Below are 14,028 nucleotides of genomic sequence, written 5' to 3' on the forward strand. Positions count from 1 at the left end.
CGCCGTGAGCACCCCCCCCCCTTCCACCCAGCGACCGGCGCAGATCCTGGTCATCGACGACGAACCCGACCTGCGCACGCTCTATGAATTGACGCTGCTGCGCGAGGGCTATCGCGTCGAGGCCGCGGGCAGCGTGTCAGAAGCCTGGCAGCACCTGGAGGCCGGCCGCTTCGACGCCGTGATCACCGACATGCGGCTGCCCGACGGGCAGGGCATGGAGATCATCCACCGCATCCAGAAGGCCCAGCGCAGCGAGCGCTGCGTGGTGATGACGGCATACGGCTCGGCCGAGAACGCGGTGGAAGCGCTGAAGGCCGGCGCCTTCGACTACCTCACGAAGCCGGTCGACCTGAAGCAGTTCCGCGCCGTCGTGGCTTCCGCCGTGCAGGCGCGGCTGGCGCCGCAGCCGGTGGCCAAGCCCGTGCAAGCGGTACCCGCGAGCAACAACAGCGCCGACGCAACGGTGGTCACCTCCGGCACCGGCATCGCCGCGCTCGACCGTCTCGTGGGCGAATCGGAGCCTATGCGCCTCGTCAAGTCGCGCATCGCCAAGGTGGCGCGCGGCATGGCGCCGGTGCTGGTGCGCGGCGAATCGGGCACCGGCAAGGAGCTGGTTGCGCGCGCGGTGCATGCCTGCAGCCAGCGCAGCGAAGGCCCATTCGTCGCGGTGAACTGCGGCGCGATTCCCGAGAACCTGCTCGAGGCCGAATTCTTCGGCGCGCGCAAGGGCTCGTACACCGGCTCCTCGCAAGACCGTGACGGCTACTTCCAGGCCGCGCGCGGCGGCACGCTGTTTCTCGACGAGATCGGCGACCTGCCGCTAGCCATGCAGTCGAAGCTGCTGCGCGCGATCCAGGAGCGCAGCGTGCGCTCGATCGGCTCGACGCAGGAAGAAGCTGTCGACGTGCGCATCGTCAGTGCCACTCATAAAGACCTGCACGCCGAAGTGCAAGCCGGCCGCTTCCGCCAGGATCTTTTCTACCGCCTCAACGTGATCGAGATCGCCGTGCCCGCGCTGCGCGACCGCCGTGAGGACCTGCCCGCGCTGTGCGCCGCGCTGCTCTCGCGCATCGCACAGGACGGCGGCCTGCCCGTGCCGCATCTGTCGAACGAACTGCTGCGCCGCCTCGCGCAGCATCCGCTGAACGGCAACGTGCGCGAGCTCGAAAACCTGTTGCACCGCGCAGTGGCGCTGAACGACGGCGACGAACTTCATCTCGACCTGATGGGCGGCTTCACTGCTGCGGCCGAAGCCGCGGCGTCCGCGCCAGCGCCGCTATCGCCCGTCGCCGACGCGCCTGTCGCGCTGGCTCCGCTTCCGAGCGTGCCGGTGGCGCCGCCCAAGGTCGCGCCGCCGCCGCTGCCCTCCGACCTGCAGGCTTATCTCGATCAGCAGGAGCGCGAGATCCTCGTGCGTGCGCTGCACGAGAGCGGCTTCAACCGCACCGCGGCCGCCGCGCGGCTCGGCATGAGCCTGCGCCAGATCCGCTACCGCATCGCGCGACTGGGCATCACCACGCCCAACGGCGACGATGGCGCGAGCAGCCATGTCGACGACTGAAGCCAACGACAGCGGGCTCTGGCAAGCCGGCTGGTACCGCTTCGCGAAGGCGCTGCGCTCGCCGAATTTCGGGCCCCGTCCCGCGGGCGCGCAGACCGACCTCATCGTGCTGCATTCAATCAGCCTGCCGCCCGGCGAATATGGCGGCGACGCGGTGCAGCAACTGTTCACCAACCAGCTCGACTGGGACGCACACCCCTACTTCCAGTCGATCCGCGGCCTCGAGGTGTCCTCGCATTTCTTCGTGCGCCGCAACGGCGAACTCTGGCAGTTCGTGAGCTGCGACGACCGTGCCTGGCATGCCGGCGTGTCGTCGTGGCGCGGCCGCGGCAACTGCAACGACGACTCCGTCGGCATCGAGCTCGAAGGCCTCGAAGGCCAGCCCTTCGAAGAGCCGCAATACGAGACGCTCGCGAGCCTGTGTGCCGCGATCGCGCAGCACTACGCGATCGCGCACATCGCCGGCCACGAGCACATCGCGCCGGGCCGCAAACAGGATCCGGGCGCGGGCTTCGACTGGCGCCTGCTGCGCGAACAGCTCGGCTGGAATCCACAGATGTTTCCGCCGCAGGTGGTGCAGCGCTAATTTTTTCAATCGTGCGGCACCTCGTGATGCGTCGCTCTTGCAGCGCAGCAATGCGAAAATAGCAACCGCGCGATTCAGCAACCATGCGGCCTGCAGGCCCAAATCGGCTTGCAAGCCAAGCCCCATGCGGGTTGAGAGACCATAGGCCAGTATTCAAGCGGCATCGCTGGCCGTGTCCTATGGCGGAAGTAATACCGGCAATCCTTGTATCCATAGGAAAACGCTACATCTAGTGGGTTGTACACCCCCCGCACCCTAGATATAGTGTCCCCTGTCCGGTCATCCACACCGGCGCAGCGCCCGGCCCAGGCGCCGCCATCCAACAAGAATTGCCAACCGAGAGGAAGCGAATGCAAACTGCCCTGAACCCCCAATCGACCCCGCGTGCCGTTCCCTCGACGCCACCGCAACAGCAGCGAGACACTGCTGGCTCCCCCACCGGCCAGAACCTGGCCCACTACCAGATCATCCGCCGCAACGGCGCTGTCGTGCCCTTCGAGCCGAACAAGATCGCCATCGCGATGATGAAAGCCTTCCTGGCCGTGCACGGCACTCAGGGCGCGGCTTCGGCCAGCGTGCGCGAAACGGTCGACGTGCTCACGCAGGGCGTGATCCGCGCGCTGGTGCGCTCGCGTCCGGGCGGCGGCACCTTCCACATCGAAGACGTGCAAGACCAGGTCGAACTCGGCCTGATGCGCGGCGGCCACCATGAAATTGCCCGCGCCTACGTGCTGTACCGCGAACGCCGCACGCAGGAGCGCTCGAAGCAGGGCGAGCAAGACGTGCCGGCCGCGCCCGCACTGCACGTGCTGGACAACGGCGAGCTCGTCACCCTTGACCTGAACGAACTCAAGGGCCTGATCGAGTCGGCCTGCGAAAACCTGGGCGACAGCATCACGTCCGCCCCCATCGTCGCCGAGACGATGCGCAACCTGTACGACGGCGTGCCGCTCGACGAGGTCTACAAGGCTTCGATCCTGGCGGCCCGCACGCTGATCGAGAAAGACCCCGACTACACCTTCGCCACCGCGCGCCTGCTGCTGCACACGATCTTCAAGGAGATCATCGGCCGCGAAGTGATGCCGGTCGACCGCGCCACCGCCTACGCCGACTACTTCCCGCAGTTCATCAAGAAGGGCGTGGACAACGACCTGCTCGACGAAAAGCTGCTGCAGTACGACCTGCCCCGCCTGGGCGCGGCGCTGAAGGCCGAGCGTGACAACCAGTTCGACTACCTCGGCCTGCAGACCCTGTACGACCGCTACTTCCTGCACGTGCGCAAGACCCGCATCGAGCTGCCGCAGGCCTTCTTCATGCGCGTGGCCATGGGCCTGTCGCTGAACGAAATCGACCGCGAAGCCCGCGCCATCGAGTTCTACGAAGTGCTGTCGTCGTTCGACTTCATGTCGAGCACGCCCACGCTGTTCAACGCCGGCACGCTGCGCTCGCAGCTGTCGAGCTGCTACCTGACCACGGTGCCCGACGACCTCGACGGCATCTACGAGTCGATCAAGGAAAACGCGCTGCTGTCGAAGTTCGCCGGCGGCCTGGGCAACGACTGGACCCGCGTGCGCGCGCTCGGCAGCCACATCAAGGGCACGAACGGCGAATCGCAGGGCGTGGTGCCGTTCCTGAAGGTGGTGAACGACACGGCAGTGGCCGTGAACCAGGGCGGCAAGCGCAAGGGCGCTGTCTGCACGTACCTCGAAACCTGGCACCTCGACATCGAGGAGTTCCTGGAGCTGCGCAAGAACACCGGCGACGACCGCCGCCGCACGCACGACATGAACACCGCCAACTGGATCCCCGACCTGTTCATGCGCCGCGTGATGGAAAAGGGCACCTGGACGCTGTTCTCGCCCTCCAACGTGCCCGACCTGCACGACCTGTTCGGCGCCGACTTCGAGAAGGCCTACGTGGCCTACGAAGAGAAGGCTGCCCGCGGCGACATCAAGCCCGCGCGCACCATCCAGGCGACCGACCTGTGGCGCAAGATGCTCACGATGCTGTTCGAGACCGGCCACCCCTGGATCACGTTCAAGGACGCCTGCAACGTGCGCTCGCCGCAGCAGCACGCAGGCGTGGTGCACTCGTCGAACCTCTGCACCGAGATCACGCTGAACACCAGCGACACCGAAACCGCCGTCTGCAACCTGGGTTCCGTGAACCTGCTGCAGCACCTGAAGGACGGCAAGGTCGACCAGGAAAAGCTGAAGAAGACGATCTCCACGGCGATGCGCATGCTCGACAACGTGATCGACATCAACTACTACGCCGTGAAGAAGGCGCGCGACTCGAACCTGCGCCACCGTCCGGTCGGCCTGGGCCTGATGGGCTTCCAGGACGCGCTGTACGAACTGCGCATTCCGTACGCATCACAAGAAGCCGTGCAGTTCGCCGACGAGTCGATGGAAGCCATCTGCTACCACGCCTACTGGGCCTCGACCGACCTGGCGCGTGAACGCGGCAAGTACTCGAGCTACAAGGGCTCGCTGTGGGACAAGGGCATCCTGCCGATCGACTCGCTCGACCTGCTGGAAAAGGCACGCGGCGGCTACGTCGAAGTCGACCGCTCGGCTACCCTCGACTGGGACGCGCTGCGCTCGAAGATCAAGGCCGACGGCATGCGCAATTCGAACTGCGTGGCCATCGCACCGACGGCGACCATCTCGAACATCATCGGCGTGGACGCTTCGATCGAACCCTGCTTCGGCAACCTGTCGGTCAAGTCGAACCTGTCGGGCGAATTCACCGTGATCAACCACTACCTGGTGCGCGACCTGAAGCGCCTGGGCCTGTGGGACGACGTGATGGTGATGGACCTGAAGCACTTCGACGGTTCGCTGCGTCCTATCGACCGCGTGCCGCAGGATGTGAAGGCGCTCTACGCCACCGCGTTCGAAGTCGAAACCACGTGGCTGGTCGAAGCCGCTGCGCGTCGCCAGAAGTGGATCGACCAGGCGCAGTCGCTGAACATCTACATGGCCGGTGCATCGGGCAAGAAGCTCGACGACACCTACAAGCTCGCGTGGCTGCGCGGCCTGAAGACCACGTACTACCTGCGTACGCAGAGCGCGACGCACGCCGAGAAGTCGACGGTGCAATCGGGCCGTCTCAACGCGGTGTCGTCGGGCAACGACGCACCCTCGGGCATGAGCGCACTCGAAGCCGCCGCTGCTGCAGCGAAGGCACAGATGAGCGCAATGCCCGCCACCGACATCGCGTTCTGCGGTGTGGACGATCCGACCTGTGAAGCGTGCCAATAACGCGTCGATGCTCGCGACAGTGAGTCAGTGAGGTGCATGCAAAAAATCGCGCGACGTTCACTCAATGAAGGCATTGACTGACATCGCGCGATGCATGCGAGCAACATAACAACCACATAAATGGCGTGCGATGTGAACGAGCACTTTGCAACTCACATCGTTACTCCGATAATTTGAGCATTGGATTTTTCTATGTTGACCTGGGACGAAGAAGTCAAGCCCTCCTTACCAAAGGATATGCAACAAGGATTGCAGCACCACAACGCATCGACCAGCGGCTTGCCCGCAGGCCGTTCGGTGGACGCTCCGACTTCGTCGATTGCGCAACCCGCGCTCCGCGCGCTCGATGACGGCGCGGTCGTGCGTCCAGTTGCCGCCGCAGTAGCAACGCCTGCTGCCACCCAACGCGTCAAGGCTTCCGACAAGCGCATCATCAACGGCCAGACCGACGTCAACCAGTTGGTGCCGTTCAAGTACAAGTGGGCGTGGGAAAAGTACCTCGCCACCTGCGCCAACCACTGGATGCCGCAGGAAGTGAACATGACGCGCGACATCGCGCTCTGGAAAGACCCGAACGGCCTGACCGAAGACGAGCGCCGCATCGTCAAGCGCAACCTCGGCTTCTTCGTGACCGCCGACTCGCTGGCCGCCAACAACATCGTGCTGGGCACCTATCGCCACATCACGGCCCCCGAATGCCGCCAGTTCCTGCTGCGCCAGGCCTTCGAGGAAGCGATCCACACGCACGCGTACCAGTACATCGTCGAGTCGCTCGGCCTGGACGAGAGCGAGATCTTCAACGCCTACAACGAAGTGCCGTCGATCCGCGAGAAGGACCAGTTCCTGATCCCGTTCATCGACGCCATCAGCGACCCGAACTTCAAGACCGGCACCCACGAGACCGACCAGACGCTGCTCAAGTCGCTCATCGTGTTCGCCTGCCTGATGGAAGGCCTGTTCTTCTACGTCGGCTTCACGCAGATCCTCGCGCTGGGCCGCCAGAACAAGATGACCGGCGCTGCCGAGCAGTACCAGTACATCCTGCGTGACGAGTCGATGCACTGCAACTTCGGCATCGACCTGATCAACCAGCTCAAGCTCGAAAACCCCGGCCTCTGGACCTCCGAGTTCAAGGCCGAGATCAAGGCGCTCTTCATGCGCGCCGTCGAGCTCGAATACAAATACGCCGAAGACACCATGCCACGTGGCGTGCTCGGCATGAACGCCTCCATGTTCAAGGGCTACCTGCGCTACATCGCCAACCGGCGTGCACAGCAGATCGGCCTCGAAACGCTCTTCCCGAACGAAGAAAATCCGTTCCCCTGGATGAGCGAAATGATTGACCTGAAGAAAGAGCGCAACTTTTTCGAAACCCGCGTGATCGAGTACCAGTCGGGTGGTGCGCTCTCCTGGGATTGAATCTTTCGACAAGAATTAATGAATTCAAGAATTGCCCTTGCCACCGATCGCGCCAAAGAGCGCGGCATGGACTGGGGCTCAGGTGTTCATGGTGCTGGGGCTCAGATCTCAACGCCATGAATCGCTTCACGCTACCCAACGTGCGTGGAGTGCTTCAATAGGTTGATTTTTTCAACTTGATCAAGGAGAAATAGAAATGGCAACTGCAAAGAAAGCGCCGGCTAAGAAAGCCGCTGCAAAGAAGGCTCCGGCAAAGAAGGCTGTGGCCGCTAAGAAGGCTCCGGCAAAGAAGGTAGCCGCCAAGAAGGCACCGGCCAAGAAGGTCGCTGCCAAGAAGGCTCCTGCGAAGAAGGTAGCCGCCAAGAAGGCAGCACCGGCCAAGAAGGCCGCTGCCAAGAAGGCTCCGGCGAAGAAGGCCGTAGCGAAGAAGGCGCCTGCGAAGAAGGCTGCTGCCAAGAAGGCCCCGGCAAAGAAGGCCGCCGCCAAGAAGGCGCCTGCGAAGAAGGCTGCTGCCAAGAAGGCGCCTGCGAAAAAGGCTGCGGCCAAGAAAGCCGCGAAAAAGCCTGCTGCCAAAAAGCCTGCTGCGAAGAAGGCTCCCAAGGCCGCTGCGCCCGCCAAGGCTGCAGCCGTAGCGCCTGCCCCTGCGGCGCAAACGACGCTGAATCCCCAGGCAGCCTGGCCGTTCCCCACGGCCAGCAAGCCCTGAGTTTCTCAGCGGCCTTGAAGGCGCAAAGCCCGACACCTCGCGGTGTCGGGCTTTTTTATTGGCGCTTCTGCGGGAAGAAGATCAGAGACCCAGGGCCTTGCGATCGATCTCGTAGTTCTGCGGGCCACGCTGCGCGATCTTGATCGCGCCGACCTTGTTGCCCAGCGCTGCGCACTGCGCCAGCGGCCAACCCTTTTCCAGACCGAACAGCAGCGCGCCACGCCATGCGTCGCCGCAGCCCGTGGGCTCGACCACTTCGGTGGCCACCACGCCCGGCACGTGCTCGCGCTCGCCGTCAGTCCAGATCTCGCAGCCCTCGGCCGCCAGCGTGACCACCAGTCCGCGCACGCGCTTCGAGATCTCGGCCAGGCTCCAGCCGGTGCGCTGCGACAGCATCTTTCCTTCGTAGTCGTTCACCACCACCCAGCTCGCGAGATCGACGAAATGACGCAGCGCCTCGCCGTCGAACATCGGCAAACCCTGGCCCGGATCGAACACGAACGGAATGCCGGCGGCAGCGAACTGCTCCGCGTGCTGCAGCATCGCGTCGCGGCCATCGGGCGCGATGATGCCGAGCTTGATGTCGTCGCGCGCAGCCACCTTCGTGATGTGCGCCTGCTGCATCGCGCCGGGGTGGAAGGCGGTGATCTGGTTGTTGTCGATGTCGCTCATGATCATCGCCTGCGCAGTGAAGGTGTCGTCGAGCTGGCGCACGAACTCGGTGTCGATGCCCAGCGAGCGCATGCGCTCGAGGTACGAGGCGCCGTCGCTGCCGAGCGTGGCCATCGGTAGCGCAGTGCCGCCCAGTGCATTGAGGCTGTAGGCGATGTTGCCGGCACAGCCGCCGAAGTCGCGCCGTAGCGTCGGGACCAGGAACGACACATTGAGGATGTGCAGCTGGTCCGGAAGAATCTGGTCGGCGAACCGGCCCTCGAAAGTCATGATGGTGTCGAACGCGAGGGACCCGCAAATCACTGCTGCCATGGTTGAGCCGTTGGTTGAATGGTGGATGGAAGAGAAAAGGACGCGTGCAGGCAAGCGCCCCGCTCAGGGATAGAAAGCTTCGACGCGGTAACCCGCGATCGGCGGTAGCGCTGCGGCCTCAGAAGCGGACAAGGTCAGTGGCAGCGAGGCTGCGCGGTCGGCGCGGGCCTGCAGCACCGTCGGCGCACCGTAGTCCGCCGGCAACAACACGCGGCGCACGACGGCGCGCTCCTGCGTGTCGAGCAGCGAGAGTTCGACGGCAGGCATCGCGAGCGGCACGGTGGCGCCATTGCGCAGGGTGAAGCTCAGGCGGTAGTCGTTGCCCCCGCTCTTCTCGCGCGCGAAGGCCGCGCCTTCGATCACGATGTCGCCGATCTGGCGCAGGGCCGCGAGTTCGCAGCCCGTGTATTGGCACAGTGCCGCCAAGGCGGGCCGCAGATTGGGCTGGCGCGCGGCAATGCCGTCGCGCTCGTGGCGGATGACCTGCAGGATGAGCAGCAGCACGGCAATCACCGCCAGCAGGACCAGCACGATGCGCACGCCCTTGCGCTGCCAGAAGCCGGTTGCCCTCTCGAAGGACTCGTCGTCGTCCGCGAAGGGATGCCCTATTGGCAGTTCGAAATCCGGGGAGAGCGCAAGGTCGGACTCGCTTTCAGCCTGCACCACAACAGGCGAAGCCTTCGCAGCCGCACGCTCCTCACGCGCCTTGGCGCTCGCGATCTTGGCCGACTTGATGCGGGCGCGGCGCAGCGCCTTCTGCATCTGCACCTGGTCGTGGTCTTTTTCTTCCTGCTCGCGCTCCCCTTCAGCGCCGTCGTCGCTCGCTCGCTCGATCATCAGCCCGCGCATTGCCTTGATGCGCGGGGCGACGGGCAACGGCGGCGCCGGGGGTGGCGGCGCGGGCGGCGGCGACGCGAGATTCAGGTCGATGTTCGGGAACGGCGGCAGCGTGCTCGGTGGAGGCTTCCACGCGGGTTCGCTGACGTCGAGGTCGGACCATGGCTCGTCGGCGACGATGCCGTGTTCGGGCAATGACAGCGAGAACTCAAGCGCTGCTGGAGGTGGTGGTGGCGACGCCGGCGTCGGTGCAGGCGCTGGAGCCTCCGGGGGTAGCGCATGCCGAGGTTGCTGCTCGGGCTCGTCGTCGAAGAAGTCCGCATCTTCGGCAGGCGACGAGGGCTCCAACTCGAGCGGCGGCGGTGGCGCAGGAAGTTCGGGCGCGACCTTGGGCTCCGAGGCGGACTCGACCAGCCCCGGCATGTAGCCACCGCCCTGCACCGGCGGCGCTGCACCATCGGGCGCCTCGTGCAGATCGAGCGTGGCGTCGAACACATGGCTGCATCGGCCGCAACGCACCCAGCCATCAGAGATGCGAAGCTGGTCGCGCACCACCTTGAAGGTGGTGGTGCAGGCGGGGCAGCGCGTGACGAGACTCATGACCGGGCGATTGTAGGGTCGAGCCCCCGCCACGGGAGGGGCGCAAGGCGGCTCAGCAGCGCGCGGTCATGAGGATCCAGCCGTCCTCGGTGTCGCTGACTTCGAGCGTTGCGTACGGCGCGTAGGCCTCTTTCAATTCATCGGCCTGGCGCTCGAGGATGCCGGCCATCACCAGCGATCCGCCCGCCTTCACATGGTTGCGCAGCAACGGCGCGAGCACCTTGAGCGGCGTGGCCAGGATGTTGGCGAGCACGGTGTCGTAGTGGCCCTTAGCCGCTTCGGGCAAGCCCGCGTTCAGCCGGACGCCGTTGGCCTCGGCATTGAGCCGGGTCGACGAGACCGCGGCTTCGTCGATGTCGACAGCGTCGATGTCGGTTGCGCCGAACTTCGCCGCACCGATCGCAAGAATGCCGGAGCCGCAGCCGTAGTCGAGCACGCGTTGGTTGGCCAGCACGCCGTCGCCCTGCGTCGCAATCCACCGCAGGCACATGCGCGTGGTGGGATGCGTGCCGGTGCCGAAGGCCAGGCCCGGATCGAGCCGAATCACCTCCTTTGCCTGCTCGGGCGGCTCGTGCCACGTCGGCACGATCCAGAACTCGGGCGTGATCTCGACGGGAGCGAACTGCGATTGCGTCAGGCGCACCCAGTCCTGCTCGGGCACCGGCGCAATGCCGAGCACCTCGCAGCCTTCGAAGAAGTCTTGCAGCGCGAGCACCGACGCAGCCTCTTTGGCGAGCGCCTCGTCGGGGAACAGCGCGATCACGCGCGAACGCTGCCAGCCCTCCTTCGGCGGCGGCATGCCCGGCTCGCCGAAAAGCGCCTGCTCTGCGTCGGTCTGCGCGTCGGCGTCTTCCACCGACACGCTCAATGCATCGAGTGCATCGAGCGCTTCACCGAGCGTTTCGACCCGGTCTTCCGGCGCCATCAGGCGGAGTTCGAACATCGCGGCGTCCCGGGTCAGCGCTTGTGCGCAGCCAGCCACTCTTCGAGGTAGTGGATGTTGGTGCCGCCGGTCATGAACTTGGAATCGACCATCAGCTCGCGGTGCAGCGGGATATTGGTCTGGATGCCTTCGATCACGGTTTCGTTGAGCGCCGTGCGCATGCGGGCCATGGCCTGCTCGCGCGTGTCGCCGTAGACGATGATCTTGCCGATCATGGAGTCGTAGTTCGGCGGCACGAAGTAGTTGGTGTACGCGTGCGAGTCGACGCGAACGCCTGGGCCGCCCGGCGGGTGCCACATCGTGATGCGACCCGGCGACGGCGTGAACTTCCACGCGTCTTCGGCATTGATGCGGCATTCGATGGCGTGGCCGTGCATCTGGATCTGGCGCTGTGTGAACGGCAGCTTTTCGCCGGCCGCGACCATGATCTGCGTCTTGACGATGTCGATGCCGGTGGTGAACTCGGTCACCGGGTGCTCCACCTGCACGCGCGTGTTCATTTCAATGAAATAGAACTCGCCGTTCTCGTAGAGAAACTCGAAGGTGCCGGCACCGCGGTAGTTGATCTTCTTGCAGGCGGCCGCACAGCGCTCGCCGATCTTCTCGATCAGCTTGCGCGGAATGCCCGGCGCGGGCGATTCCTCGATCACCTTCTGGTGGCGGCGCTGCATGGAGCAGTCGCGCTCGCCCAGGTAAACCGCGTTCTTGTGCTTGTCCGCGAGGATCTGGATTTCGATGTGGCGCGGGTTCTGGAGAAACTTCTCCATGTACACGGCCGGATTGTTGAAGGCCGCGCCGGCTTCCGCCTTGGTCATCTGGATCGCGTTGACCAGAGCAGCCTCGGTGTGCACCACGCGCATGCCGCGACCACCGCCGCCGCCCGCCGCCTTGATGATGACCGGGTAGCCGATGGCACGCGCGATGCGCTTGTTGGTGGCGGCGTCGTCCGAGAGTTCACCCTCGGAGCCGGGCACGCAAGGCACGCCGGCCTTGATCATGGCCTGCTTGGCCGACACCTTGTCGCCCATCGTACGGATGTTGTCAGGCGTCGGGCCGATGAACTGGAAACCGCTCTGCTCCACGCGTTCGGCGAAGTTCGCGTTCTCGCTCAGGAAGCCGTAGCCGGGGTGAATCGCTTCGGCATCGGTCACTTCGGCCGCCGAAATGATCGCCGGCATGTTGAGATAGCTCTGCGCCGAGGGGGCCGGGCCGATGCACACGGCTTCTTCGGCCAGCTTGATGTACTTCGCGTCGCGGTCGGCTTCGGAATACACCATCACGGCCTTGATGCCGAGCTCGCTGCAGGCACGCTGAATCCGGAGGGCAATCTCCCCCCGGTTTGCAACCAGGATCTTCTTGAACATGGTCACTCGATGATGAACAGCGGCTGTCCGTATTCGACCGCCTGGCCGTTTTCGCCGAGGATCTGGGTGATCGTGCCGGACTTGTCGGCCTCGATTTCATTGAGGATCTTCATCGCTTCGATGATGCAGATGGTATCGCCTTCGTTGACCTTGCTGCCAACCTCGACGAACGCAGCAGCACCCGGGCTGGACGAACGGTAGAAGGTGCCGACCATGGGCGACTTCACGGCATGGCCGGCCGGAGCGGCTTCGGCCGCCGGTGCGCTGGCCACGGCGGGTGCCGCGGGAGCGCCGGCTGCGGCCGGTGCGGCAGCCGCCTGAGGCGCCGCCAGGGTTTGCACATACTGCACCGGAGCGGCGCCGCCGCCCTTCACGATGCGAACCTTGCCTTCGGTTTCGGTGATTTCCAGCTCGGAAATATTCGATTCGGACACCAGATCGATCAGTGTCTTGAGTTTGCGCAGATCCATGGGACTCCAGTGCCGGCTGAGCCGGTCTTCAGGACATAACTTGTTCGAAAATCGGTGATTTTCGGCGTTCGGCGTCTAACGCCAGCGTAAGGAACTGATTCTAACCATGAACCAGTTCGCGTCGCCAAGTGTCCAGGTCGGTGGTCTCGAGCTTGCCCATTTTACGGGCGGCCACGGAGCCGTTCGCATTCAGGACCAGCGTGAAGGGCAAACCGCCACCCGTATTGCCCAGATTCTTGACCAGCTCCGTACCCTGAAGGCCGGCCAGGCCGGTTGGGTAGGTGACGGGCGTGCGTTGCAGGAACTTGCGCACGGCGCTGGGTTGATCGATGGCCAATCCAACCACTTGCCAGCCGTTGGCGCCATTTGCACGGAAGAAAGCGTCGATCATCGGCATTTCTTCAACGCAGGGCGGGCACCACGTCGCCCAGAAGTTGAGCAGCAGCGGCTTGCCGCGCAGGCTCGACAGGACGAGGTCACCACCCTCCGGGCGCTCGAAGCTCTGGGCCCAGAAGGCCGCGTCGAGCATCTCCCCGCCCGCTGCGCCACTGCTGCGCTCCTTCCACCATGCGCCGCCGAGCCCGGCGGCCGCAGCCGCTGCCGCCACGCCGGCATAGAGCATGCCGCGTCGGGTGGGCGAAGAAGTCATTCACTTGTCCTTTTCTCGTTCAATCAGTCGGCGCAATGCGGGCAGATCGCCACGCGGCACGCGCCCCTGGGCGTCGGGCTTCAAGGCCCCGCGCAGGTCGTCGAGGTCGTAGACCAGCAGGTGCACGCCGATTTCCTCGCCGAGTGCACGGCTCGGGGCGTGCACGCTCAGGGCCTCGACCTGCTCGCCATGAAAGCCGGTCACCATGCGCGGCTCGTAGTCCACGTGGTGATCGATCAGGGCGATTTCGGCCGATTTGGAATCATCGCAAAACAACTGAATATAAATGTCTGACAACCGGGTGGCCGTTCCGTGCCACACAGCGCCGCCCACGTGGGGGCGGAAGACGGCCATGCGCTCCATCCATTCGAGCGCAAGCAGCCGCAATGCATGCAATTCCTGCGGCTGGGTATCGGCGCAGAAAAGCTCGATGTACTCGCGCACCTCGGCCTCGACCTCGTCGTTGTTGGGCAGCGCGGTGCGCGCCGAAAGGCCCAGGTCACGCAGGGCCCGGCGCTTGGCCGGACCATATTCCAGTCCCTCCTCGACGACAAGGCGGGCTGCAGTGGCGGCAATTTCACGCTTGGACGTGTCCATCGGGGCATTTTGCCCGCAGTACGCGCCCCACACATCAACATCAGTA

At 64.8% G+C, this 14,028-nt stretch carries 12 protein-coding genes; 5 read left to right on the forward strand and 7 right to left on the reverse strand.

The genetic code is table 11. The features are described 5' to 3' along the window. Window positions 1-4 precede the first annotated feature (4 nt). The 5 genes from BLW48_RS04770 (at window position 5) to BLW48_RS04790 (ending at window position 7,538) form a co-directional block, all read left to right on the forward strand. Window positions 5-1,561, forward strand: a complete 1,557-nt coding sequence (locus BLW48_RS04770; RefSeq protein WP_093173010.1) for a sigma-54-dependent transcriptional regulator — start codon at window positions 5-7, stop codon at window positions 1,559-1,561. Beyond that, entirely contained in the window at window positions 1,548-2,147 is a 600-nt protein-coding gene (ampD, locus tag BLW48_RS04775) for a 1,6-anhydro-N-acetylmuramyl-L-alanine amidase AmpD (RefSeq protein WP_093173012.1), read from the forward strand. Before BLW48_RS04770 ends, ampD begins: the two co-directional genes overlap by 14 nt. A gap of 350 nt (window positions 2,148-2,497) precedes the next feature. Next, on the forward strand, window positions 2,498-5,413 hold the full coding sequence (locus tag BLW48_RS04780; RefSeq protein ID WP_093173014.1) for a ribonucleoside-diphosphate reductase subunit alpha: 2,916 nt from the start codon (window positions 2,498-2,500) through the stop codon (window positions 5,411-5,413). Between the two features lie 192 nt (window positions 5,414-5,605). Beyond that, a complete protein-coding gene (locus BLW48_RS04785; RefSeq protein WP_093173016.1) occupies window positions 5,606-6,832 on the forward strand; it encodes a ribonucleotide-diphosphate reductase subunit beta in 1,227 nt (408 codons plus the stop codon). 196 nt (window positions 6,833-7,028) lie between these two features. Next, on the forward strand, window positions 7,029-7,538 hold the full coding sequence (locus tag BLW48_RS04790; protein ID WP_019656794.1) for a histone H1-like DNA-binding protein: 510 nt from the start codon (window positions 7,029-7,031) through the stop codon (window positions 7,536-7,538). An 81-nt stretch (window positions 7,539-7,619) separates the two neighbouring features. Here BLW48_RS04790 and BLW48_RS04795 read toward each other — a convergent pair whose 3' ends face one another. The 7 genes from BLW48_RS04795 to BLW48_RS04825 form a co-directional block, all read right to left on the reverse strand. Continuing rightward, window positions 7,620-8,522, reverse strand: coding sequence for a carbohydrate kinase family protein (locus tag BLW48_RS04795; protein WP_093173018.1), 903 nt, complete (start codon window positions 8,520-8,522; stop codon window positions 7,620-7,622). 63 nt (window positions 8,523-8,585) lie between these two features. Further along, window positions 8,586-9,959 (reverse strand): zinc-ribbon and DUF3426 domain-containing protein, encoded by a 1,374-nt coding sequence (locus tag BLW48_RS04800; RefSeq protein WP_093173020.1) that lies wholly within the window; start codon window positions 9,957-9,959, stop codon window positions 8,586-8,588. 52 nt (window positions 9,960-10,011) lie between these two features. Further along, complete coding sequence (prmA, locus tag BLW48_RS04805) at window positions 10,012-10,902, reverse strand: 50S ribosomal protein L11 methyltransferase (RefSeq protein WP_093173022.1); 891 nt, start codon at window positions 10,900-10,902, stop codon at window positions 10,012-10,014. A gap of 14 nt (window positions 10,903-10,916) precedes the next feature. After that, window positions 10,917-12,266 (reverse strand): acetyl-CoA carboxylase biotin carboxylase subunit, encoded by a 1,350-nt coding sequence (accC, locus tag BLW48_RS04810; RefSeq protein ID WP_081270245.1) that lies wholly within the window; start codon window positions 12,264-12,266, stop codon window positions 10,917-10,919. Between the two features lie 2 nt (window positions 12,267-12,268). Continuing rightward, window positions 12,269-12,736 carry an acetyl-CoA carboxylase biotin carboxyl carrier protein gene (accB, locus tag BLW48_RS04815; protein ID WP_093056213.1) on the reverse strand — a complete coding sequence of 156 codons (468 nt, stop codon included), beginning with the start codon at window positions 12,734-12,736 and terminating at the stop codon, window positions 12,269-12,271. Window positions 12,737-12,836: 100 nt separating this feature from the next. Continuing rightward, window positions 12,837-13,385 (reverse strand): TlpA family protein disulfide reductase, encoded by a 549-nt coding sequence (locus BLW48_RS04820; protein ID WP_093173024.1) that lies wholly within the window; start codon window positions 13,383-13,385, stop codon window positions 12,837-12,839. Further along, entirely contained in the window at window positions 13,386-13,982 is a 597-nt protein-coding gene (locus BLW48_RS04825) for a hypothetical protein (protein WP_093173026.1), read from the reverse strand. Window positions 13,983-14,028: the final 46 nt, after the last annotated feature.

This window comes from Variovorax sp. YR266 (genome assembly GCF_900107295.1).
Classification (GTDB): Bacteria; Pseudomonadota; Gammaproteobacteria; order Burkholderiales; family Burkholderiaceae_C; genus Variovorax.